Annotated in this window: 24 protein-coding genes (1 of these 24 only partly in view); 17 read left to right on the top strand and 7 right to left on the bottom strand. The window is 64.9% G+C overall.

The annotated features are described in order from the left end of the window. Positions 1–48 precede the first annotated feature (48 nt). Positions 49–1,656 (top strand): GMC family oxidoreductase, encoded by a 1,608-nt coding sequence (locus QA639_RS05735; RefSeq protein WP_283089358.1) that lies wholly within the window; start codon positions 49–51, stop codon positions 1,654–1,656. 310 nt (positions 1,657–1,966) lie between these two features. Here QA639_RS05735 and QA639_RS05730 read toward each other — a convergent pair whose 3' ends face one another. Next, positions 1,967–2,728 (bottom strand): SDR family NAD(P)-dependent oxidoreductase, encoded by a 762-nt coding sequence (locus tag QA639_RS05730; protein WP_157343989.1) that lies wholly within the window; start codon positions 2,726–2,728, stop codon positions 1,967–1,969. Between the two features lie 110 nt (positions 2,729–2,838). Here QA639_RS05730 and QA639_RS05725 point away from each other — a divergent pair, with 110 nt between their 5' ends. From QA639_RS05725 to QA639_RS05715, 3 genes are all read left to right on the top strand, one after another. Continuing rightward, positions 2,839–3,354 (top strand): CvpA family protein, encoded by a 516-nt coding sequence (locus tag QA639_RS05725; protein ID WP_157343992.1) that lies wholly within the window; start codon positions 2,839–2,841, stop codon positions 3,352–3,354. Positions 3,355–3,502: 148 nt separating this feature from the next. Next, positions 3,503–4,285 (top strand): SDR family oxidoreductase, encoded by a 783-nt coding sequence (locus QA639_RS05720; protein WP_050385630.1) that lies wholly within the window; start codon positions 3,503–3,505, stop codon positions 4,283–4,285. A 166-nt stretch (positions 4,286–4,451) separates the two neighbouring features. Beyond that, complete coding sequence (locus QA639_RS05715; RefSeq protein ID WP_157343994.1) at positions 4,452–5,441, top strand: NADPH:quinone reductase; 990 nt, start codon at positions 4,452–4,454, stop codon at positions 5,439–5,441. A gap of 236 nt (positions 5,442–5,677) precedes the next feature. On the opposite strand, the gene QA639_RS05710 is transcribed toward QA639_RS05715, so the two are convergent. After that, the gene (locus QA639_RS05710) at positions 5,678–6,091 is read right to left on the bottom strand and encodes a DUF3775 domain-containing protein (protein WP_028333553.1); all 414 of its coding nucleotides are present in this window, start codon (positions 6,089–6,091) and stop codon (positions 5,678–5,680) included. Positions 6,092–6,209: 118 nt separating this feature from the next. On the opposite strand from QA639_RS05710, the gene QA639_RS05705 reads away from it, so the two are divergent. Beyond that, positions 6,210–7,058: an MBL fold metallo-hydrolase gene (locus QA639_RS05705; RefSeq protein ID WP_283089357.1), complete on the top strand. Its 849-nt coding sequence runs from the start codon at positions 6,210–6,212 to the stop codon at positions 7,056–7,058. Positions 7,059–7,115: 57 nt separating this feature from the next. Here QA639_RS05705 and QA639_RS05700 read toward each other — a convergent pair whose 3' ends face one another. Continuing rightward, the gene (locus tag QA639_RS05700) at positions 7,116–7,487 is read right to left on the bottom strand and encodes a hypothetical protein (protein WP_028333555.1); all 372 of its coding nucleotides are present in this window, start codon (positions 7,485–7,487) and stop codon (positions 7,116–7,118) included. A gap of 159 nt (positions 7,488–7,646) precedes the next feature. Here QA639_RS05700 and QA639_RS05695 point away from each other — a divergent pair, with 159 nt between their 5' ends. The 5 genes from QA639_RS05695 (at position 7,647) to QA639_RS05675 (ending at position 12,209) form a co-directional block, all read left to right on the top strand. Further along, positions 7,647–8,300 carry a TetR/AcrR family transcriptional regulator gene (locus tag QA639_RS05695; RefSeq protein WP_283089356.1) on the top strand — a complete coding sequence of 218 codons (654 nt, stop codon included), beginning with the start codon at positions 7,647–7,649 and terminating at the stop codon, positions 8,298–8,300. Positions 8,301–8,456: 156 nt separating this feature from the next. Then, on the top strand, positions 8,457–9,299 hold the full coding sequence (locus QA639_RS05690) for a fumarylacetoacetate hydrolase family protein (protein WP_026191869.1): 843 nt from the start codon (positions 8,457–8,459) through the stop codon (positions 9,297–9,299). Between the two features lie 142 nt (positions 9,300–9,441). After that, the gene (locus QA639_RS05685; RefSeq protein WP_028333557.1) at positions 9,442–10,056 is read left to right on the top strand and encodes a glutathione S-transferase family protein; all 615 of its coding nucleotides are present in this window, start codon (positions 9,442–9,444) and stop codon (positions 10,054–10,056) included. Between the two features lie 20 nt (positions 10,057–10,076). Then, positions 10,077–11,267, top strand: a complete 1,191-nt coding sequence (locus QA639_RS05680; protein WP_283089355.1) for a serine hydrolase domain-containing protein — start codon at positions 10,077–10,079, stop codon at positions 11,265–11,267. Between the two features lie 72 nt (positions 11,268–11,339). Beyond that, complete coding sequence (locus QA639_RS05675) at positions 11,340–12,209, top strand: MBL fold metallo-hydrolase (protein ID WP_283089354.1); 870 nt, start codon at positions 11,340–11,342, stop codon at positions 12,207–12,209. A gap of 209 nt (positions 12,210–12,418) precedes the next feature. Here QA639_RS05675 and QA639_RS05670 read toward each other — a convergent pair whose 3' ends face one another. Then, positions 12,419–12,961 carry a methylated-DNA--[protein]-cysteine S-methyltransferase gene (locus tag QA639_RS05670; protein ID WP_283089353.1) on the bottom strand — a complete coding sequence of 181 codons (543 nt, stop codon included), beginning with the start codon at positions 12,959–12,961 and terminating at the stop codon, positions 12,419–12,421. A 144-nt stretch (positions 12,962–13,105) separates the two neighbouring features. On the opposite strand from QA639_RS05670, the gene QA639_RS05665 reads away from it, so the two are divergent. Further along, the gene (locus QA639_RS05665; RefSeq protein WP_283089352.1) at positions 13,106–13,915 is read left to right on the top strand and encodes an alpha/beta fold hydrolase; all 810 of its coding nucleotides are present in this window, start codon (positions 13,106–13,108) and stop codon (positions 13,913–13,915) included. A gap of 48 nt (positions 13,916–13,963) precedes the next feature. Here the strand turns inward: QA639_RS05665 and QA639_RS05660 are convergent, their stop codons facing one another. After that, entirely contained in the window at positions 13,964–14,419 is a 456-nt protein-coding gene (locus tag QA639_RS05660) for a carboxymuconolactone decarboxylase family protein (RefSeq protein WP_050385679.1), read from the bottom strand. 110 nt (positions 14,420–14,529) lie between these two features. Between QA639_RS05660 and QA639_RS05655 the strand changes: the two genes are divergently transcribed. The 5 genes from QA639_RS05655 to QA639_RS05635 all read left to right on the top strand — a co-directional run bounded on the left by QA639_RS05655 (position 14,530) and on the right by QA639_RS05635 (position 19,978). Continuing rightward, positions 14,530–15,396, top strand: coding sequence for a sigma-70 family RNA polymerase sigma factor (locus QA639_RS05655; protein WP_283089351.1), 867 nt, complete (start codon positions 14,530–14,532; stop codon positions 15,394–15,396). A gap of 64 nt (positions 15,397–15,460) precedes the next feature. Continuing rightward, positions 15,461–16,711 carry a M20/M25/M40 family metallo-hydrolase gene (locus QA639_RS05650; protein WP_283089350.1) on the top strand — a complete coding sequence of 417 codons (1,251 nt, stop codon included), beginning with the start codon at positions 15,461–15,463 and terminating at the stop codon, positions 16,709–16,711. 245 nt (positions 16,712–16,956) lie between these two features. Then, positions 16,957–17,631, top strand: a complete 675-nt coding sequence (locus QA639_RS05645; RefSeq protein ID WP_283089349.1) for a GntR family transcriptional regulator — start codon at positions 16,957–16,959, stop codon at positions 17,629–17,631. Positions 17,632–17,739: 108 nt separating this feature from the next. After that, on the top strand, positions 17,740–18,540 hold the full coding sequence (locus QA639_RS05640; protein WP_157344019.1) for a phytanoyl-CoA dioxygenase family protein: 801 nt from the start codon (positions 17,740–17,742) through the stop codon (positions 18,538–18,540). Between the two features lie 130 nt (positions 18,541–18,670). Then, positions 18,671–19,978 (top strand): NAD(P)H-dependent oxidoreductase, encoded by a 1,308-nt coding sequence (locus QA639_RS05635; protein WP_283089348.1) that lies wholly within the window; start codon positions 18,671–18,673, stop codon positions 19,976–19,978. Between the two features lie 235 nt (positions 19,979–20,213). Here the strand turns inward: QA639_RS05635 and QA639_RS05630 are convergent, their stop codons facing one another. Beyond that, the gene (locus QA639_RS05630; RefSeq protein WP_050385642.1) at positions 20,214–21,299 is read right to left on the bottom strand and encodes an NAD-dependent epimerase/dehydratase family protein; all 1,086 of its coding nucleotides are present in this window, start codon (positions 21,297–21,299) and stop codon (positions 20,214–20,216) included. Between the two features lie 308 nt (positions 21,300–21,607). Between QA639_RS05630 and QA639_RS05625 the strand changes: the two genes are divergently transcribed. Next, the gene (locus QA639_RS05625) at positions 21,608–22,696 is read left to right on the top strand and encodes a TRAP transporter substrate-binding protein (protein ID WP_028333569.1); all 1,089 of its coding nucleotides are present in this window, start codon (positions 21,608–21,610) and stop codon (positions 22,694–22,696) included. 266 nt (positions 22,697–22,962) lie between these two features. On the opposite strand, the gene QA639_RS05620 is transcribed toward QA639_RS05625, so the two are convergent. Beyond that, positions 22,963–23,361 carry the 3' portion of a hypothetical protein gene (locus tag QA639_RS05620; RefSeq protein ID WP_028333570.1) on the bottom strand. It continues 231 nt past the right edge of the window, so the window shows 399 of its 630 coding nt (coding positions 232–630); the start codon falls outside the window, past its right edge; it ends in the stop codon at positions 22,963–22,965.

Here is a 23,361-nt window from a genome sequence, read left to right as displayed (position 1 = left end):
CGGGTTCGCGCTGCGCGCGCCCCGGAATGACGATAAGGGGGAACATGCGTGACTGACACATTCGATTTTGTTGTGATAGGCGCGGGCTCCGGCGGCTGCGCGGTGGCGGGGCGGCTGTCGGAGGATCCGGCAACGTCGGTAGCGCTGCTCGATGCCGGCGGCACCAATGACAATTGGATCGTCACCACGCCCGGCGCGCTGGTGCTGATGGTCGCCGGCACGATCAACAACTGGGCCTTCAACACCGTGCCGCAGAAAGGGCTCAACGGCCGCATCGGCTACCAGCCGCGCGGCAAGGGGCTCGGCGGCTCCTCGGCGATCAACGCCATGGTCTACATCCGCGGCCATCGCACCGACTACGACCACTGGGCCGCGCTCGGCAATACCGGCTGGGCGTTCGCCGACGTGCTGCCCTATTTCAAGCGCTCTGAAGACAATTCCGATTTCGACGGCGAGTATCACGGCAAGGGCGGCCCGCTCGCCGTCAACAAGCTGCGCTCCGGCAATCCGATCCAGCAGACCTTCCTGCAGGCGGCGCAGGAGGCCCAATTCCGCATCCGCGAGGATTTCAATGCCGAGGACCATGAGGGCCTCGGCATCTACCAGGTGACGCAGCGCAACGGCGAGCGCTGGAGCGCGGCACGCGCGTATGTGCATCCGCATATCGGCAGGCGTCCCAACCTGCGCGTCGAGACCAATGCGCACGCAACGCGCATCCTGTTCGAGGGCAAGCGCACGGTCGGCGTCGAATACCGGCAGGGCAAGGAGTTGAGGCGGCTCCGCGCGCGGCGCGAAGTCCTGCTTGCCGCCGGCGCGTTCCAGTCGCCGCAGCTGTTGATGCTGTCGGGCGTCGGCGATGCCGCAGCGCTCGGCAGGCATGGTCTCGCCAGCGTGCATCATCTGCCCGGTGTCGGCCAAAACCTGCAGGACCATCCCGATTTCATCTTCGGCTACATGTCGGACAATCCGAACTTCGCCGGCATCTCGTTGAAGGGCATGCCGCGGCTTATCCGCGCCATCATGCAATATCGGCGCGAGCGCCGCGGTCCCCTCACCTCGAACTTCGCCGAATGCGGCGGCTTCCTGAAGACGCGGCCCGATCTCGACATCCCCGACATCCAGCTGCATTTCGGCATGGCGATGGTCGACGACCACGGCCGCAAGCGCCACGGCGGCACCGGCTTCTCCTGCCACGTCTGCCTGCTGCGGCCGAAGAGCCGCGGCAGCGTCACGCTGGCCGGCAATGATCCGATGCAGGCGCCGCTGATCGACCCGAACTTCCTCGGCGAGGAAGACGATCTCGAATCGATGGTGGCGGGCTACAAGACCACGCGACGGCTGATGGAGGCGCCGGCGCTGCGCGCGCTGCAGCAGAAGGATGTCTTCACATCCAACGTCCGCACCGACGACGACATCCGCAGCATCCTGCGCGAGCGCGTCGACACCGTCTATCACCCGGTCGGCACTTGCAAGATGGGCACCGCCGATCTGCTTGCGGTGGTTGATCCGAAGCTGCGCGTGCACGGGCTCGAAGGCCTGCGCGTGGTCGACGCCTCGATCATGCCGACCCTGATCGGCGGCAACACCAATGCACCGACCATCATGATCGGCGAGAAGGCGGCCGACATGATCAGGGCGGAGATGCGGGCTGGGTGACATGCGTAGGGTGGGCACGGCGCAAGAGCGCCTTTGCCCACCCCGCGAAACTGCCGTCGCAGGGCCGCCCTGCCAAAATATCGAAAACAACCCCATGCAAAGGAGCCGGCGACTGCCGCTTCGACCCGGCGACTTGACTCGTCGGGCAAATCAGCGGCATTATTCTATTATCCAGAAACAGCGGCCGACGGCCCCCGGGCTGTGCTCGTGGCTTGATGCGTTGGAATCGTAGCCCGAATGGAGCGAAGCGTAATCCGGGACCTTCACGCATGCTCCCCGGATTTCGCTGCGCTTCATCCGGGCTACAAAGCTAGTTCAGCAAGAAGCCGCCATCCACCGTCACCACTGTCCCGGTCATGTAGCGCGAGGCGTTGGAAGCGAGCAGCATGATCGCGCCGTCGAGGTCGGACTCGGCGCCGACCCGGCGCTGTGGAATCCGTTTAGCCAATCGCTCGCCTGCCGGCGTCGACCACAAATCATGGTTCATCTCGGTATCGATATAGCCCGGCGCCAGCGCGTTGACGCGGATGTTGTTGCCGGCGAGCTCCAGCGCCATCGCCTTGGTGCCCTGGATCATGCCGGCCTTGGAGATCGCATAGGGCGACACCGCCTTGAGCACGCCTTGTCCGAGCACGGACGCGACGTTGATGATATTGCCCGGCTGCTTGCGCGCCATCATGCGCCGCGCAAGTTCGGTCGCGAGGAAGTAGGCGCCCTTCAGATTGGCGCTGATCACCGCGTCCCAATCCGCCTCGGTCTGCTCGGTCGACAGCTTCTCGATCGCGACGCCGGCATTGTTGATCAGGACCGTGATCGGACCGAGCGCAGCTTCGGCGGCGTCGAGCGCTTTCGCGATGCCGGAAATATCCGCGACGTCCATCTGCACCGCGGCCGCGCGACCGCCCCTGGCCTTGATCTCCTCCTCGAGGCTTTTCAGCTTCGCGGTCTGGCGCGCGGCCAGCACCACCGCGGCGCCATGCGCCGCCAGCACGCGAGCGAATTGCCGCCCGAGCCCCTGCGAGGCGCCGGTGATGAGGATGATTTCTTTACTGACATCGAATAGGTCGGACATCGACAGGTTCCCGGATTGAAGCGGACGAGTGATAGCGACAATTGTCCCTGATGTAAGCAGGCTTGATCAACCAGGGGACCGCAGGAGATTGGGGCAGGAACTCCTCATCCATGAACCTCTTCGACCTTGCCGTCATCCTCGGATTGGTGTTCGCGGTGGTGACCGGCTTCACGACCGGCCTGTTGCGCAGCGCGGTCACTATCCTGGCCTATCTCGTCGCCATGCCGCTAGCGGTTGCCGCGCTGGCGATGATCGGGCCCCACATCGCGACGCTGCCGTCGTCGCCGTTTCCGCCCAATGGCGTGCTGCTGTTCGGCCTCTTTCTCCTGATCGGCGTCATCCTCGGAAAGATGGCGCGGACGATGCTCGACGACACCATCGGCTCGGAGATCGGGATCGGCGACCGCCTCGGCGGCGCGCTGCTCGGCGCCGTCAGGGTCGGTCTCGTCGTGACCACGCTGGTGCTGGTGTTCGACCAGCTGGTGCCGCTCGCCAGACAACCGCAATTCCTCAACGGATCGCAATTGCGGCCGTTGTTCTCAGCGGCCGGACAGGCCGGATTCCGCTCGCTGCCGCCCGAAGCCACCATGGCGATCGAGCGGCTGCGGCGCGAGCAACGCATCTAGCCTCCTGCCTTGCCGCAAGGTGCTCACCCGCTTGTTCCTGCCCGGCATGCACTTATGCATTGCACGTCCCTTATCGGCGCCGCCGAGCTTCGCTAGACTGGTGCCATCAAACCTTTACAAACCTATCCGACATCACAGGGAGTGAACCGTGGATCTTGGAATCAAAGGCCGCCGCGCCATCGTCTGCGCATCGAGCAAGGGACTGGGCCGCGCCTGCGCGATCGCGCTCGCCAATGAGGGTGTGCATGTCACCCTGACGGCGCGCGGCGCCGAGGCGCTGAAGCAGACCGCCGACGAAATCCGCAAAGCCCACCCCGGCGTCACCGTCACCGAGATCGTCGGCGACATCACGACGGCGGCGGGACGCGAAGCCGTGCTCAAGGCCTGCCCCGATCCGGACATCCTGATCAACAATGCCGGCGGCCCGCCGCCGGGCGATTTCCGCAACTGGACCCGCGACGACTGGATCAAGGCGATCGACGCCAACATGCTGACGCCGATCGAGCTGATCAAGGCGACCGTCGACGGCATGATGGCGCGCAAGTTCGGCCGCATCGTCAACATCACCTCGGCGGCGGTGAAGGCACCGATCGAGATCCTCGGCCTGTCCAACGGCGCCCGCGCCGGTCTCACCGGCTTCGTCGCCGGCCTGTCGCGCAAGACCGTGATCAACAACGTCACCATCAACGGCCTGCTGCCGGGCCCGTTCGAGACCGACCGCCTGCGCGGCACCGCGAAGCCCGAGGCCGAGAAGCGCGGCATTTCGGCCGAGCAGGTCCTGGCCGAGCGCGCCAAGCTGAACCCCGCCGGCCGCTTCGGCGATCCCGACGAATTCGGCTATGCCTGCGCATTCCTGTGCGGCGCCAAGGCCGGCTTCATCACCGGGCAGAACCTGCTGCTCGATGGCGGCGCCTTCCCGGGCACCCTCTAGTGCCGCCGATTTGAAGCTCCTGCACTGTATGCGGCGAGACCGATTGGGAGCTTCAAATCGGTCAAGCGGCACTAGAGATTCATGAGTCTTCTGGCGCCCTCTTGCTTTCCGAAGTTCGCGCAAGAGGTCGCTGGACGAGTTCACGAACTTCGGAAAGGGACGCTAGATGAAGGCGGTCTGGTACGAACGGACCGGCGCGGCGCCGACGGTGCTTACCGTCGGCGAGATGCCGACGCCCGAGGCCGGCCCAGGTGAAGTCCGGGTTCGCCTCGAGGCGTCCGGCGTCAACCCGGCCGATGTCGGCCGCCGCAGCGGCAACTATCGCGCGATGGAATTTCCGCGCGTGATCCCGAACAGCGACGGCGCCGGGATCATCGACCAGGTCGGCGAAGGCGTCACCCGCTTTGCGGTCGGTGATCGCGTCTGGCTGTTCAACGGCCAGCGCAATGGCCGCGCCTTCGGCACCGCGGCCGAATACATCACGCTGGCCGACTATCTGGTGACGCCGCTGCCGCAGGACGTGTCGTTCGCGGCCGGCGCGACGCTCGGCATCCCCTGCATGACGGCGTGGTGCGCGCTGTTTGCGGACGGCCCGATCTCGGGGCAGACGGTGCTGGTTACCGGCGGCGCCGGCGCGGTCGGTCACTACGCCGTGCAATTGGCGAAATGGGGCGGCGCGCGCGTGATTGCGACTGTCAGTTCGCAGGTCAAGGACGTCGAGGCGCGGCTCGCCGGCGCCGACACCGTCGTCAACTACCGGACCGAGGATGTTGTCTCGAAGGTGATGGCCTTCACCGAGAACCGCGGTGTCGACCGCGTGATCGACGTCGATTTCGGCGGCAATCTCGCGACCACGCTGAAGACCATGGCGATGAACTCGACGATCGCAGTCTACGCCACCAACGGCAACCGCACGCCGACGCTGCCGGTGCGCGAGTTGATGGAGAAATGCATCACCGTGCGCTCGCTGGTGCTGTTCGCGCTGCCGCCGCCGCTGCTCGCGGCCGCGCAGGCCGACATCACCCAATGGCTGGCATCGGGTACCCGCGTGCACAATATCGCCGGGCAATTCGCGCTCGCCGAGACCGCCATCGCCCATCTCGCCGTCGAGAAGGGCGACAAGGTCGGCACTGTTATCGTCGACTGCGCGCGTTAATCTTCTGCCTCTCCCCGCTCGCGGTAGGGCAATCGCATATGGCCGTTTGAGGCAATCGGAGTTCCCACAAACTCGTCATGCCCGGGCTTGTCCCGGGCATCCACGTCTTCGTTTCCACGCAAAGAAAAGACGTAGATGGCCGGGACAAGCCCGGCCATGACGGCGCGGAAGAATCGGTTCATTCCAAATGCGATTGCCCTGCGCGCGCGGGGAGGTCAGATGAACAATGCAGTTCCTCAGTGGATCGGCGTGATGCGCTCGTCGCTCGGCCCCAGGCCAAACTCGTCCAGTCCTTCGGCCAGGAGATCGCCGAGCATCGGCTCGCCCAACAGATAGTTGGCGACATGGCCGGTGCGTCCGCGCGCGGCCTCGCGGCGCAGATCGGCCCATTCCTCGATCGTGCCGTCGCCGCGGCCGAGCCGCATCAGGGCGATGAGGTCGACCTGCTCGTCCTCGCTGAGCGCGTCGATGAAGCCGGTGATCTCGCGCGCCACCGGATCCCTGCCGTTATCCTCCAGCACATCGATCATGTCGTCGTCGGCGCCGTTCGAGCCGGAGTCGGGATCGACGAGCCCCTCTTTGACGTCGAATTCGCGCGCCTTCTCGATCAAGAAGCCGACCTTTTCAGGGGAGATTGCGAGTTCCGGCATTGCACACTCCTTCGTCCAACGAGGCGGTAACGCAGGAGGCGCCGACTTGATCCATTGCGCCGGCGTGCGGAAACCCGCATGGTCCGGCAAGAGCAACAAGAAACAGAGGGCACGCCGCATGCACTGGACCGTAGGCAAGGTCAGGATCACCAAAGTCGTCGAGCTCGAGACCGTCGGCAGCACCCGCTTCATCCTGCCGCTGGCCGGCCGGGAGGAGATCCAGAGCCTGCCCTGGCTGATCCCCCACTTTGCCAATGAGGAGGGCCGGCTGAAAATGTCGATCCATTCGTTGCTGGTGGAGACGCCGGAGCACCGCATCATCGTCGACACCGGGCTCGGCAACGACAAACAGGGCCGCAATGTGCCGACCTGGAACAACCGCAGCGATCCGTTCCTGGAGAAGCTGACCGCCGCCGGATTTGCGCCCGACAGCATCGACACCGTGCTGTGCACGCATCTGCATGTCGACCATGTCGGCTGGAACACCAAACTCGTTGGCGGCAAATGGGTGCCGACCTTCGCCAATGCGCGCTACGTGTTCGGCAAGACCGAATACGAGCACTGGCGCGACCACAGCGACGATCCCGCGCATGCCGCCGTGTTCGCCGATTCCGTGAAGCCGATCGCAGATAACGGCAAGGCCGAGCTGGTGCCGAGCGATCACCGGCTGACCGAGGAGATCACGCTGATCCCGACGCCGGGACACAGCCCCGGCCATATGAGCATCCACATCAGGTCGGGCGGCGAGGAGGGCCTCCTGACCGGCGATGTCGCGCATCATCCCTGCCAGATGTACCACCTCGACTGGTCGTCCACCGCGGACTCCGACCGGAAGCAATCGGCCGCGACGCGGCGCGAATTGTTCTCGCGCTTTGCCGATACACCGACGCTGGTGATCGGCGGGCATTTCAATGCCGGCCACATCAAGCGCGACGGCGACGCCTTCAGGTTCGTCGCGCTGGCGTGAGCTTCTTCTCGAGCATGATCTTTCGGAAAACCGGTTCTCACTTTTCCGGATGATGCGCTAGATCAAACTGGCGCGCGCGAGGAAGAGCGCGTCGGCCTCGCTGGCGGCGATCGCGGCCGGATAGGGCAAGGCCTTGGCCCGTCCGGGAAGGTTGCGCTCGAGCTCGGCGCGCTCCTCGTCATCAGAAGCGATATAGACGGTGACCCGGATCAGCCGGCCCAGCTCGGCCTTGCGCGCCTTCATCCACAGCACCATCGGCTTGCCGGCGGCGACCTCCGGTTGATCGTCGACGTTGACGATCACGGCGAGCGGTCGGTTTGCGGCAAGCAGCTGGCTGTATTCCGCGGTCCAGTCGCAGCCGTCCTGTTCGGTCTGCAGGCGGCCGGTCGCGATGAAGATGCCGGGCTCGGCCTCGCGAAAGAATTTCATGGAAACTTCCTCATGGCGGCGGCGCCCGACCGGAGCCCATCGGGCGGATCCGGACGGGGCGACGGCACAAATATCTTTCGACTGACGGTCGGTCAATCAATCTAAGCGATTTCAAAGTCATTCTAAATGTGCAATCTCAGAATCGGTTATCAGATGCGGATGGATGCTCACGACGTGATCGGCAAGCGGCAGGCGGCAGCCACGCGCGGCGCGGCACAACGCTGGAGACGGACCCAGCCCGCCGAGGTCAGGGTCGACGACCTGATGTCGGCGGCTGCGGCCCTGTTCATTGCAAAGGGCATCGAGGCCACCACGATCGACGACATCGCCGCCCGGGCCGGCGTCGCGAAGGGCACCTTCTATCATTACTTCTCGACCAAGGCCGACGTGATCATCGCGCTGCGTACGCGCTTCGCGCAGGACTTCCTCGCCCGCGTGGCGGCGGCGATCGCCGAGCGCGCCGCGGACGATCATCCCGGACGGCTGTCGGCCTGGCTGCGTGGCGCCGTCGGAACCTATCTCGCCAATGTCGAGCTGCATGACGTCGTGTTTCACGACTTCCCGCATCATCAGCGCCAGTCGCAGGAAAAGGACGACGTGATCGCCCAGATCGTCGCCGTGCTGGAGGATGGCCGAAAGGCCGGCGTCTGGGCTTTCCCGAACGCCCGCAGCGCGGCGCTGATCGTATTCGACGGAATGCATGCCGTGGCCGACGATGCGATCGTCGCGGGCACGCGCGATCCCGAGCCACCGTGCCGGCTGCTGGAAGAGATGTTCACGCGGATGTTGGCGGCGCCCCGTCCGCGATCATGACCGGCGATCGAAGGAACGGCTCAGAGCGGCCACCCCGGAAGGTGATGGCTGCAATGCCATGGCCGTGAAGCGGTTGAATTTCCCGGCGCGCTGTTCCATGAAGCGTGTCGAGGTATACCAGTAACAATCCTCAGGACATCGTAGGGAGTGATCAACATGAAGCTTGTTCGTTATGGCGAAAAGGGTGCGGAAAAGCCCGGTCTGATCGACAAATCCGGCCAGCTCCGCGACCTCTCGGCCCATCTGAAGGACCTGACCGGCGACGCCTACACGCCGGAGTCGCTGAAGAAGCTTGCTGCCCTCGATCCCGCCTCCCTCCCCGCCGTCGCCGGCAAGCCGCGCTTCGGTGCCCCCGTCACCGGCATCTCCAAATTCGTCGCGATCGGCCTGAACTATTCCGACCACGCCAAGGAAACCGGCAACCCGATCCCGTCCGAGCCGATCTTCTTCCTGAAGGCCAACACCGCGTTGTCCGGTCCCAACGATCCGGTCGAGAAGCCGCGCGGTTCGACCAAGCTCGACTGGGAAGTCGAGATCGCCGCCATCATCGGCACCCGCGCCAAGTATGTCTCGGAGGCCGACGCGCTGAACCACGTCGCCGGCTACTGCATCTGCAACGACGTCTCCGAGCGCAACTTCCAGATCGAGCGCCTCGGACAGTGGACCAAGGGCAAGTCGCACGACACGTTCGGCCCGGTCGGCCCGTGGCTCGCCACCAAGGATGAAATCGCCGACGTGCAGAAGCTGTCGATGTGGCTCGACGTCAACGGCCAGCGCCGCCAGACCGGCACGACCTCGACCATGATCTTCACGATGGCGAAGTGCATCTCCTACGTCTCGCAGTTCATGACGCTGCTGCCCGGCGACATCGTCACGACAGGCACCCCGCCCGGTGTCGGCACCGGCATGAAGCCGCCGCAATATCTCAATGTCGGCGACGTCGTGACGCTCGGCATCGAAGGCCTCGGCGAGCAGCGCCAGGAAATCGTTGGGGCGTAAGCGCCCACGCTGTTCCTGAATTCGTCATGCCCGGGCTCGACCCGGGCATCCACGTCTTAGGTCTTCCACAGAGGCAAAGACATGGATGGCCGGGTCAAGCCCGGCCATGACAGAGGAAAGAGCTTTCGCAAGGAACTCCCCAATGAAACTCACCTTCTCTCCCGCCTCCCCGTTCGCCCGCAAGGTGCGCATTGCGGCGATCGAGCTTGGCCTGATCGACAAGATCGAGCTGGTGCCGGCGACCGTCGCGCCCGGCACGGCCAACGACGAATATTCCAAGATCTCGCCGCTGAAGAAACTGCCAGTGCTGATCCTCGATCATGGCGACGTCATCCTCGATTCCTATGTCATCGTCGAATATCTCAACGAGCTCGGCGGCGGCCGGCTGATCCCGGGCTACGGCCCGCGGCGCTGGAAGCTGAAGACCGATCACTCCCTGCTCAACGGCATGCTCGATTCCATGCTGCTGTGCCGCTACGAGAAGATGGTGCGGCCGCAGGGCTCGCTGTGGCAGGCCTGGCACGACGATCACTGGAACAGGGCGTGGGCCGGCATGGCGCGGTTCGAGAACCGGCCGGATGTTCTCGATGGGTCGTCGTTCGACATCGCGCAGATCGGCCTCGTGTGCGTACTCGGCTATGCCGATTTCCGCTTCGCCGATTGCGGCTGGCGCAAGGCCTATCCCAAGCTCGACGCCTTCTACCAGAAAATGCTGGAGCGGCCGTCGGTGAAGATCTCGGCGCCGCCGGCGGCGTAACCACGGCAGGGGGAAGCAAAATGCGCGATCGCTTCCCCCTCTTTCATATCTTCGGCGCGAGCCTTGTGCTCGCGTTGACCGTCCTGGGCACTGATGTGAGGGCCGACGGCATGGCGCATGGACAGCAGAACCAGCCTTGTGGATCGCCGGCCGCGCTCGACGACGGCTGGACGATTGCCACGCCCGACAGCATCGGCATGGACGGCGAACGGCTGTGCGGCATCGCCGCGCGGCTCGGCTTGCGCAGCAGCGAGGTGCATTCCGTTGTCGTGGCGCGCCACGGCAAGCTAGTGTTCGAGCAGTATTTTTCCGGCATCGACCAGCCATGGGGGCAGCCGGAGGGGCGCATCGAATTCACGCCGACGACCAAGCACGACATGCGTTCGGCGTCGAAAAGCGTGACGTCGCTGCTGGTCGGCATCGCGATCGACCGCAAGCTGATCGCGAGTGCCAATGAGCCCGTGCTGAAGTTCTTCCCCGAACATCAGCCGGCAAAGTCAGCCGGATGGGACGCCATCACGCTGCGCCATCTCTTGACGATGTCGTCAGGCATCAAATGGGACGAGACGCTGCCCTGGAACGATCCTGCCAACGACGAGCCGCACCTTGCCTTCGATGCCGATCCGATCGGCTATGTCCTCGGCAAGCCGATCGCCGCGCCGCCGGACACGCTGTGGACCTATAATGGCGGCGGCACGGATCTGCTCGGCAACATCGTCGAGCAGGTCTACGGCAAGCCGCTTGAAGCGTTCGCACGCGAGGCGCTGTTCCAGCCGCTCGGCATCACCGATCTCGAGTGGAAGACCTACAAGAACGGCAAGATCGCCGCCGCTTCCGGGCTCAGGCTCCGGCCACGCGACGCCGCGAAAATCGGCCAGCTCGTGCTCGATCACGGTCAATGGAAAGGGCAGCAGATCATCTCGGCCGACTGGATCGCCCAATCGATCGCGCCGCGATTCCAGGCCGTCGGTTATTTCGGCGGCACGCTGTTCTACGGCTATCAATGGTGGATGGGACGATCCCTGGCCGAAGGCAAGGAGATAAAATGGATCGGCGCCTTCGGCTGGGGCGGCCAGCGCATCATCGTCATTCCCGATCTCGACTTAGTGATGATGACGACGGCAGCCCAGTACGGCCAGCCGAAGGAAGGCCTTGCGGCGATGGATATCCTCGCCAACATCATCATTCCCGCCGTGCGCGACGCGCACTAGAACGTTCCTACGCGTTTCTTCACGCGAACCGGACTCCACTTCGCTCGAAAACGCCAACGCCAAGGAATCACCATGAGCCTGAAGTTTACCGCCGGCGATCTCACCATTCATCGCATTGTCGAGCAGGAGACCACATTCCTGCCCGCGCACGACATGCTGCCTGGGCTGACGCCGGACGTGCTCGCCGAGAACCGCGGCTGGATGAAAGCGACGGGTGCGCTCGACGACAGCGACACCTTGATCCTGGCGTTCCAGTCCTATGTCGTGAAGACACCGCACCATACCATCCTGATCGACAGCTGCATCGGCAACGACAAGCCGCGGCCGGCGCGGCCGAAATGGAACATGAAGACCGACGAGACCTATTTGCGCAGCCTCGCATCGGCAGGCTTCTCCGTCGGAGACATCGACTATGTGATGTGCACGCATCTGCATGTCGATCATGTCGGCTGGAACACGCGGCTGGAGAATGGCCGCTGGGTTCCGACCTTTCCAAATGCGCGCTACGTGTTCGACAAGGCCGAGTTCGACTACTGGACCGAGAGCAACGCGAAGGCGGAGGTCCCGCCTTTCGTGGACAGCGTGCTGCCGGTGGTCGAGGCCAAGCGGGCCGAGATCGTCGGCCATGATTTTGCGATCGGCGACCATGCCCGCATCCTGCCGACGCCCGGCCACACGCCGGGCCACGTCGCCTTCGCCTTCGGACGCGGCAAGGACGCTGCAGTCTTTTCGGGCGATCTGATGCACTCGCCGATCCAGACGCATTACCCGGAGCTGTCGGCGAAGTTCGATGTCGACCAGACGCAAGCCGCGAAGACGCGGCGCGGCTTCCTGGAGCGTTATTGCGACACCGACACGCTGTGCTGCCCCGCGCATTTCCCTTCGCCGTCGATTGGCAAGATCAGGCGGAAGGGCAACGGGTTTGTGTGCGAGACGGTGTGAGGTAAACTGAACTCGCGACAGACGCTCTCTCCACCCTCCCCTTGAAGGGGGAGGGTCGGCTCACAGCGAACGAAGTGAGATGTGAGGCGGGGCGGGGTCATCTCTCCATACGGGCATCACCTGATACGAGAGACCTTCACCCCACCTCGGTTCGCATTTCATGCGAACCGATCCTCCCCCTCCAGGGGAGGATAAGAGCGTGCCCCGCCCTAATCGAACAGGCTCGGCGTGTGGTTCACGATCGCGCCTTCGATCTGCAGCATCTTCAGCTTGGTGACGACGCCGCCATTGGCCGAGAAGCCGCCCGGCTTGTTGCCTGCCGCCAGCACGCGGTGGCAAGGCACCACGATCGGGCACGGGTTGCGGCCGAGCGCCTGGCCGACGTCGCGTGACAGCTCGACGCCGCCGAGCTGCTTGGCGATGTCGCCATAGGTTATGGTCTTGCCCGGCGGAATTTTCCGCGCGATGTCGTAGACGCCGCGGTTGAATTCCGGCACGCCGTCGAGATCGAGCACGATGTCGGCGAGGTCGTTCGGCTTGCCGGCGAGCAGCTCGATCATACCGTCGATCGCGTGCTGCACCTCGGCCGGTGGCGCCGCCTCGGTGACCTCGCCGTTGCGCTGGAAGATCCGCTTGCGGGTCTTCTCCTCAGTGCCCATCGGCAGCTGCACCCCGGTGACGCCGTGCTCGCCCCAGACGACGCCGCAGGCGCCGATCATGGTTTCGAAGATTGCAAAATGCTGGCCGGTCATGGCTCGCTCCAGATGTTCCCTTCAGCTCTCGCGTGAGCTTGCTGTTGATCCGGAATCTAGGCTTGGAGAATGTTGCTATCCACCCGAATTCCGTGGGAACTTCGGCCAAATCAACAACATCTCCTGCCTCTCCGCGAGCCCAAAATGCACAGCCTCCACGTCAACGGTTTCGACATGCCCTATCTCGATGTCGGAGAGGGCCCGCCGCTGGTCTGCGTGCACGGCTCGCTGTGCGACTTCCGGATCTGGTCGGCGGTGCTCGGCCCGCTGACCCGCCGGCACCGCGTGATCGCGGTCAGCCTGCGGCATTTCTTCCCGGCGCACTGGGACGGCGTCGGCGACACCTATTCGATCGCGCAGCACGTCGACGACGTGATCGCCTTTATCGAAAAATTCGACACCAGACCGGTCGACCTGATGGGGCATTCCCGCGGCGGCCATATCTGCTTCCGTGCCGCGCAGCGCCGGCCCGACCTGTTGCGCAAGCTGATCCTCGCCGAGCCGGGCGGCGAGCTCGACAAGACCCTCGATCCCGATTTCAAGCCGGGCCCCTCGCCGCTGGCGGCACGCTTCGCGGCATGCGCGGCGGAAATCGCCAAGGGCGATATCGACGGCGGGTTGCAGATCTTCATGGACGCGCTCGAAGGCCCCGGCGCGTGGAAGCGGATTCCGGCAACCTCCAAGCAGCTGCTGCGCGACAATGCGACCACGCTGATCGGCCAGACCCGCGACCAGCGCCCGCCCTTCTCGAAGGCGGACGCGGAAGCGATCAAGACACCGACGCTGTTCATCGGCGGCGCGAACACCAAGGGCGTGCTGCCGAAGGTGCTGCACGCGCTCGCCGCAAACGTGAAGGGCGCGCGCACCGAGATGATCCCGGGCACCACGCATCCGATGTTCGAGCAGGCCCCGCAGCGCTACTGCGAGATCGTGCTGGAGTTTCTCTCCACGTAAGCGATGCACCCTCTTCACCTCGCCCCGCTTGCGGGGAGAGGGAGAAGGTCACACCTTCCATGCACCGACCGGCTGGCGCACGGCGACGTTCAGCCGGTTCCAGACGTTGATCGCCGCGATGCCGAGCACAAGGGACGCGAGCTGCTGTTCGTCAAAGTGCTTGGCAGCCTCGTCCCACACCGCGTCCGTCACCGGATCCTCGCGGTCGCTAAGCCGGGTCACCGCCTCGGTCAACGCCAACGCGGCGCGCTCGGCCTCGCTGAAATACGGCGCGTCGCGCCAGGCACCGACGGCGAACAGCCGCTCGTCGGTCTCGCCGGCGCGCCGGGCGAGCTTTGGGTGCATGTCGACGCAGACGCTGCAACCGTTGATCTGGCTGGCGCGCAGATGCACCAGTTCCAGCAGCTTTTCCGGCAATGCCTGTTTGGTGCTCTCGCTCAGCGCCTGCAGCGCCTTCATGGCCTCGGGAACAACCATCACCGGGTGGTTCATGCGGGCTTTCATCATGTCGCTCTCCTGATTTGCCTTTTGACGGCGCCGCGCCGATCTGTTGTCACATCGGCGCAGTTTCGTTCGTCATCGCCATGACGGAGCGGACAAAGGGAATGTGACCGATGGACGAGAAAAATTCTCTCACCGAACAGTTCGAGGCCAACCGGCCGCGCTTGCGGGCGGTGGCCTATCGCATGCTGGGCTCGACCGCCGAAGTCGACGATGCCGTGCAGGAAACCTGGCTGCGGCTCGGCCGCACCGACGCTGCTGCGGTCGACAATCTCGGGGGATGGCTGACCACGGTGGTCGCGCGCATCTGTCTCGACATGCTGCGCTCGCGCAAATCGCGCCGCGAGGAGCCGATCGGCCCGCATGTGCCGGAGCCGATCGCGGACAATTCGTCCGAGCGCGAGACCGATATGGCCGATTCCGTCGGCGCCGCGCTGCTCGTGGTGCTGGAAACGCTGGCGCCGGCCGAGCGGCTGGCTTTCGTGCTGCACGACATGTTCGCGGTGCCGTTCGAGGAGATCGCGCCGATCGTCGGCCGTACGCCGGCCGCCGCGCGGCAGCTCGCCAGCCGTGCCAGGCGTCGCGTGCAGGGTACGCCGCCCGCACCGGATGCCGATCTCAGCCGGCAGCGCGGCATCGTCGAGGCCTTCCTCGCCGCATCCCGCAACGGCGATTTCGAAGGGCTGCTGGCCGTGCTGGCGCCGGACGTCGTGGTGCGCGCCGATCAGGCTGCGCAGCGGCTAGGCTCGCTGCCGGTCATCCGCGGCGCCGCAGCGGTTGCCGAAAGCTTCAAGGGACGCGCGCAGGCGGCGAAGCCCGCGCTGGTCGACGGCGAGATCGGCGTTGCCGTCATCTTCGGCGGCGCGCTGCGCATCGTGCTGCGGGTCACGATCTCAGGCGACCGGATCGCGGCGATCGACGCGACCGCCGACGCCTCGCAGATCGAGACCTTCGATGTCGAGGTGCTTGAGCGCGGCTGACGCGGCTGGAGACAGACAAATCGCGATGCTAGTGTCTCCCTGCATATGTGCAGGGAGGACAATCATGAAACTATCCATCAAATTGCTCGCGTCGGCCGGCCTGCTCGCCCTCGCCTCCTCCTCCGCCCTTGCCGCCGCAGACGAAAAACTGCGTACGGCTGCCGAGCAGGCGCAGCCGGCGGTGATCGAGAGCCTGCACGACATGGTGCTGATCGAGTCGGGCTCCAGCGATGTCGAAGGCCTGAAGAAGATGGCCGACTACACCGAAGCGCGGCTGAAGGCGCTCGGCGCCAGGACCGAGCGCCGCAAGACCACGAAGGGCGCCGGCGCCGACATGGTGATCGGCACCTTTGAGGGCACCGGCAGCACGAAGCTGATGCTGATCGCGCATATGGACACGGTCTATGAGCACGGCATCCTCGACACCCAGCCCTACAAGGTCGACGGCAACAGGATCTATGGACCCGGCATTGCCGACGACAAGGGCGGCATCGCCGTCATCCTGCATGCGCTCAAGATCCTGAACGATGCGGGCTGGCGCGACTACGCCAAGCTCACGGTGTCGCTCAATCCGGATGAGGAGGTCGGCTCGATCGGCTCCGGCGAGATCATCGCCGAGCTCGCCGACCAGCACGATGTGGTGCTGTCCTGCGAGCCGACGGTGGCGCCGCCGGTCGCGAAAAATGAAAGCCTGCTGCTCGGCGCCAGCGGCACCGCCACCGGCACGATCGATGTGAAGGGCAAGGCCTCGCATGCCGGCGCCGCGCCGCAGCTCGGCCGCAACGCGCTGATCGAGCTCGCGCATCAATTGCTGCAGACCCAGGACGTCGCGAAATCGATTCCGGGCACGCAGCTGAACTGGACCACAGCGAAGGCCGGCACCGTGCGCAACCAGATACCCGATCACGCCACCGCCGGTGCCGACATCCGCCTCACCATTCCCGACGGCGTGCAAAAGCTGCAGGCGGCGCTCGACGAGAAGGTGAAGAACAGACTGATCGCGGACACCGAAGTGACCGTGAAGGTCGTCGCCGGCCGTCCGCCCTTCGTGGCCGATGATCGCGGCCGCGCACTCGCCAGGCAGGGACAGGCGATCTACACCGAACTCGGGCGCACGCTCGACATCGCGGAAATGACCGGCGGCGCGACCGATGCCGGCTACGCCGCGCGCAGCGGCAAGGCCGTCGTGGTCGAAAGCTTCGGCCTCGCCGGCTGGGGCTATCACGCGCGCGACGAATACATCGACATCAACTCGATCGTGCCGCGGCTCTATCTGATGACGCGGACGCTGATGGAGCTGGGCAAGGCGAAGTAGCATTTCCGCAAACTCGTCATGCCCGGGCTTGTCCCGGGCATCCACGTCTCTGGTCCCATATCAAGAAAGACGCGGACGGCCGACCGTGACGGACGTTGGGACGGCTGCCGCAGCGCGGCCCGTTCAAAACCGGCCCATTCCCAATCGCTTAGCGCTGTCGCAACTTCGAGCCTTGACCGCTCCTGCAACCCGGAGTAGCCTCATTTTCGAACACGGAATTCCGTATTCCAAGCTGGACGGTCGGTATGATCCCGTTGGACCCGCTTCCAAACCTCATCGACCAGGTTTACGGGCGATTGCTCGAAGCGATCATCGACCGCACGCTGCTGCCTGGCCAGCGCATCACCCAGAACGAACTTGCCGATCGGCTCGGCGTCTCGCGCCAGCCGATTTCGCACGCCCTGCATCTGTTGCATCGCCAGGGCCTTGTCGCGGAGAGCGGCAGACGCGGCTTCGAGGTGACGCAGCTCGATCCGCAGCGCATCCGCGAACTCTATGAAGTCCGCGGCGCCATCGATGCGCTGGCGGCGCGGCTTGCCGCTACGCGTGTCAAGGAGGATGCCGCGGCACGCGGGCAACTCGAAGCCGCGCTCGAAGCCGGGCGCGCGATCGATGACGGCACGCCGCTGGCGCGCCTGATCGCACTCGACGTCGATTTCCACAGCGCGATCTATCGCCTCGCCGGCAATTCCGCGATCGAGGAGATGATCGCGCCGCAATGGCCGCATATGCGCCGCTCGATGGCGACCGTGCTCGCCGAGCTCGATTACCGCGGCAGCGCCTGGACCGAGCACGAGACCATCGCCGCGCACGTTTTTTCCGGCAATGCCGCAGCGGCAGAAGCCGCGGCGCTGGCGCATGCGCAGACGGCAGGACGGATGACCGAGGAGAAGCTGAGGGCAATCGATGTGGCGGCGTAGTTAGGCCGTCGTTCCGGGGCGGTGCGTAGCACCGAACCCGGAACCTCGAGATTCCGGGTTCGCTGCGCGCCCCGGAATGACAATGACAACAACAGGAGGAAAAGCACCATGAAACTGACCCAAGAGCAGGTCGAATTTTTCCATCGCGAAGGCTGGCTGTTCCTGCCCGAGCTGTTCAGCCAGGAAGAGGTCGACTTCCTCGCGCGCGAGGCAGTCTCGATCTATGACGCCAACCGCCCCGAGGTGTGGCGCGAGAAGAGTGGCGCGCCGCGCACGGCCTTCGCCGCGCATCTCTACAATGAGGCATTCGGCGTCCTCGGCGCGCATCCGCGCATGATCGACCCCATCGAGCAGCTGTTCGGTGAGAAGGTCTACATGCATCAGTTCAAGATCAACGCGAAGGCGGCCTTCACCGGCGACGTCTGGCAGTGGCACCAGGACTACGGCACCTGGAAGCGCGATGACGGCATGCCGGAGCCGCGCGCGATGAACATCGCGATCTTCCTCGACGAGGTGATGCCGATCAACGGCCCGCTGATGCTGGTGCCGCAGAGCCAGTCCGCGGGCGATCTGAAAGCCTCGCACGATCTCGAAACCACGTCCTATCCGCTGTGGACGCTGGACGAGGAAACCGTGACGCGCCTGGTGAAGCAGGGCGGCATCGTCGCGCCGACCGGCAAGCCCGGCGGCATGCTGATGTTCCACGGCAATCTGGTGCACGGATCGAGCGGCAACATCACGCCCTACCCGCGCAAGATCGTCTACCTGACGCTGAACGCGGTCTCGAACTACATCCGCACCCCGACGCGGCCCGACTACATCGCGCACCGCGACTTCACGCCGATCCAGCCGGTTGCCGACGACGCGCTGCTGCGGCTCGCCCGCGCACCGCGGCAGGCGGCGGAGTAAGAATCGGCCGTCATTCCGCGGCGGCGCGTTAGCGTCAAACCACAGATGCGCGATCGCGCATCGGGGAATCTCGAGGTTCCGGGTTCGCGTTTCACGCGCCCCGGAACGACCCTTTTGTTTGGAAAGCATCATGAACCTGCATCACCTCCTCAAAATCCGCGCCGCTGCCGGCAAGCCGGTGCGCGTCGTCCTGATCGGCGCCGGAAAATTCGGCTCGATGTTCCTGTCGCAGGTGCCGCACACGCCGGGGCTCGAGGTACCCGTGATCGTCGATCTCGACCGTGACCGCGCGCGCGAGGCGTGCCGCACGGTCGGCTGGGACGACGCGCGGATCAGCGCCACCACCTTCACCGACGACGGTGCACGTGCGATCGCCGGCGGCGCATTCGATGTCGTGGTGGAAGCGACCGGCAATCCCGCCGTCGGCATCCGTCATGCCCGCGCGGCGATTGCCGCCGGCAAGCATGTCGTGATGGTCAATGTCGAGGCCGATGTGCTGGCGGGGCCGCTGCTCGCCGAGGAGGCACGCAAGGCCGGCGTGGTCTATTCGCTCGCCTATGGCGACCAGCCGGCGCTGACGGCCGAGATGGTCGACTGGGCGCGCGCCACAGGCTTCCGCGTCGTCGCAGCCGGCAAGGGCACAAAGTATCTGCCGGCCTATCATGACGTCACGCCGGACGGTGTGTGGCAGCATTACGGGCTCACCGCCGGCGAGGCGCAATCCGCCGGCATGAACCCGCAGATGTTCAACTCCTTCCTCGACGGCACCAAATCCGCGATCGAGATGGCGGCGATCGCCAATGCCTGCACGCTCGACGTGCCGTCGGAGGGATTGCTGTTTCCGCCCTGCGGCGTCGACGACCTGCCGCATGTGATGCGGCCGCGCGACAAGGGCGGCGTGCTGGAGAAATCCGGCATCGTCGAAGTGGTGTCGTCGCTGGAGCGCGACGGCCGTCCGGTGTTTCGCGATTTGCGCTGGGGCGTTTATGTCGTGCTGGAGGCGCCCAACGATTATGCCGCGGATTGCTTCAAGCAGTACGGCCTCAAGACCGACGCCTCCGGCCGCTATGCGGCGATGTACAAGCCGTATCATCTGATCGGGCTCGAGCTGAACATCTCCGTGCTGTCGGCGGCGCTGCGCAACGAGCCGACCGGGCAGCCGCGCGGCTTCCGCGGCGACGTCGCAGCGGTGGCCAAGCGCAATCTGCGCGCCGGCGAGATGCTCGACGGCGAAGGCGGCTACACCGTGTGGGGCAAGCTGATGCCGGCCGCCGCCAGCCTCGCCGCCGGCGCATTGCCGATCGGGCTCGCCCATCGGGTGAAGCTGAAGAACGACGTCGCCCATGGCGCAGTGGTGCGCTGGAGCGATGTCGAGGTCGACGAGAGCAACGATACGATCAAGACGCGCAAGGCGATGGAAGTAGCGTTCTCGCGGTAACGTCTTCGGTCGCTCCGCTCGCCGAAAGAGAGAGTGTGCCCTTCACCTCTCCCCGCCCTTTGCGGGGAGAGGTCGGATCGCCCCGGCGACGCGAAGCATCGTCCGGTATGATCCGGGTGAGGGGCAAGGCACTGCGCTCGACAAACAGCGAAGTGCTCGCCGGATGGATGCCCCTCACCCCAGCCCTCTCCCCGTAAGAACGCTGAGAGGGAAAAGATGGAGCGCGGCTCAATCACTACGGCAGCAGCCGGCTTGCCTTCGCCAGCTTGAACCATTTGCGGAACATGGCTTCCGTATCCATCATCTCGGTGAAGCCAGCCTGGTTGATCTTCACCGTCGAGACGATCGACGGCGGACCGGGTTCAGTCTGCCCGTAGCGCATGCTGTAATCGGCATATTGGAAGGACAGGCCGACGAACTCCTCCAAGCCGGGCGCGATCAGGTCGTGCTTCCTGCGCAATTCGTCCCACGGCGCAATCCATTTCGGATACTCCTGCGCCAGCGACAGCGGCACGTGCCGGCCCGGGGTCATCTCGAGCGCATCCGAGACCGCCGGCCAGATATTTTCCCAGGTGAAGACGTCGCCATTGGTGACGTTGAACGCTTCGTTGCGCGCAGCCTCGGCGTCGCCCGACCAGGCGATCGCGCGTGCCAAGAGATCGACATCGACCGCCTGCGCGACGCGCGGCGCGCCGCCCGGATAATCCAGCGGCCTTCCCTGCGCGCGTAGCACCGCCGCATAGACGCCAAGCGGCGGGATCAGGTCCATCGCGCCGCCCATGGCTTCGCCGATGATCAAGACCGGGCGCAAGATGCTCCAGTGCCAGCCCTTGCCCCGCTGCAGCTCGCGCAGGAAATTCTCCTGCGCCCAATAGAAATTCGGCTGCTCGTACATTTCGGAACGGCCCTCGCGCGCCGGCACCGTGAGCGGCCGGACATGCACGCCATAGGCCTTGGTGCCCTGCAGCAGCGCGACATGCTTGAGATCAGGCGCGACGGGTTCGAGCACGCCCATCAGATTGCGCAGCATCCGGTCGTTGGTTTCGATCTGCCCGGCATCGCGCCAGCCGTCGACCAGGCTGGACGCCTCATAGAGCGCGGCGTAGATCAGGTGCGTCGCGCCGCCGAGCTCGGCCGCGGCGCGACGGCAATCCTCCGCGCTGGTGAGATCGATTCGCACATGCCGCGCGCCGTAGAGATCGCGCGGCTTGCGGCGCGACAGCGCAATGCGCTCGCAATCGTCGGATGCGCCGAAGTGTCGCAAGGCAGCGTTGCCCACGAGGCCGGTCGCGCCGGCAACCACGATTTTCTTGTTGGCCATGTCCTTGAACTCCCATCAACCCACCCGCCCTGCGTAGCAGATCGCGGCAGGGCCGGCAGCCATCGCCGCGGGTATCGGATGAGACCGACAGCGCCGATTGTCCTTCGCACCTGCAACGAAGGCAGGCGCTTGATTTCCTCCGGCAAACGATCATCCTGACCGGCGGAACCGGAAACTCGGATTTCCACAACAAGAGCCCGTCGAGGGCCACCGGACACATTCATCACAGAACGTCGATCGATCGGCGAAGAAAGACGACACCAAGATCGTTCCCCTTGTCGAGGTATCGGCACACAGGAGGGATACGCATGAAGCGTCGTGAATTCTTGAAGGCAGGCGGCGTCGGGTTGGCCGCGACGGCGGTCGCCGCGCCCGCGGTCGCGCAATCGATGCCGGAGGTCAGGTGGCGGCTCGCGGCGAGCTGGCCGAAGGCACTCGATACGCTCTATGGCGGGTGTGAATTCTTCTGCAAGCGCGTCGCCGAGATCACCGACAACCGCTTCCAGATACAGTCGTTCGCCGCCGGCGAGATCGTGCCCGGCTTGCAGGTGCTGGACGCCGTCTCCAACGGCACGGTCGAGATGGGCAACACCGCGCTGTATTATTACTGGGGCAAGAATCCCGCCTTCACCTTCGGCACGTCGCTGCCGTTCGGCCTCAACACGCGCCAGCACATTTCCTGGCTGCAATGGGGCGGCGGCACCGACCTGCTCAACAATTTGCTCGCAGAATACAACTGCATCGGCATTCCGACCGGCTCGACCGGCGCCCAGATGGGCGGCTGGTTCCGGAAGGAGATCAAGTCGATGGCGGATTTCCAGGGCTTGAAATTCCGGGTCGGCGGCTTCGCCGGAACCATCATCGCCAAGGTCGGCGGTGTGCCGCAGCAGATCGCCGGCGGCGACATCTATCCGGCGCTGGAAAAAGGCACCATCGACGCCGCCGAATGGGTCGGGCCGTACGACGACGAGAAGCTCGGCTTCGTCAAGGTCGCGAAGTTCTATTACTACCCCGGCTGGTGGGAAGGCACCGGCCAGGGCCACAATGTGATGAACAAGGACAAGTGGAACGCGCTGCCGAAGCACTATCAGGCCGCGATCCAGGCCGCCTCCGAAGACACCTTCACCTGGGTGACCGGCAAATATGACGCGGTCAACCCGCCGGCGCTGAAACGCCTGATCGTGGCCGGCGCGCAGTTGCGCCCGTTCCCACAGGAAGTGCTGGAAGCCTGCTACGGCGCGGCCAACGAGATCTATGCCGATCTCGCCAAGAGCAACCCGCATTTCGGCAAGATGTATTCGAGCCTGGCCGCCTATCGCAACGAATCGCTGGCCTGGATGCAGGTCGCCGAGCTCTCGTTCGACAGCTTCATGATGCGGATGCGCACGCGCACGTAACTCCACCACTTCTCCCCGCCTGCGGCGGAGAAGTCCGATTGCATCGAAGATGCAATCCGGATGAGGGGGAGTCGCCGCGAAAGACTTCTTACCGCGTTTGCGGCACGAGCCCCTCACCCCAACCCTCTCCCCGCAAGAGCGGGGAGAGGGAGAAAAGACAAAAGCCCCGGAGAATTTCTCCGGGGCTCATTGTTTGATTCGGCTGACGGCTCAGGGCATGATCCGGAAAACTGCGAAGCGGTTTTCCGGCGAGATCATGCGACGCATTAATTGTCGTCGCTGCCGCCGAACTCTTCCATCAGCTTGTCGTAGCTCTTGGTCACGAGATCGATGTTGCCCTTGTTCTCGACCGCCGGCGGCGGTGACTTCAGGGCTTCGTTGAGATCGGCGAGCGCATCCTTCTTGTCCTTGGCCGACATCTTCTTGTCGGCCTGAACCTGGGCGATCTGCGCCTTCAGCACGGCCTCGGGACCGACATACTTCTTGGTCTGCGGGTCGAAGCCGCCAAGCACCAGCGAGATGTTGTCGACGACGCTGTTGAATTCGTCATAGCTGGCGAAGCCGTTCTTCTTGGCGATGCCCTCGAGCTGGGCGACGATCTTCGGATCCGGCTTGGCGTCCTGGGAAAGCTTCGCGGTGATCGGGTCCATTTCCTTGGAGGCGGC

The organism is Bradyrhizobium pachyrhizi, from assembly GCF_029714545.1.
Lineage (GTDB): Bacteria > Pseudomonadota > Alphaproteobacteria > Rhizobiales > Xanthobacteraceae > Bradyrhizobium > Bradyrhizobium pachyrhizi.
This window is presented reverse-complemented; position numbering and strand designations above follow the sequence as displayed.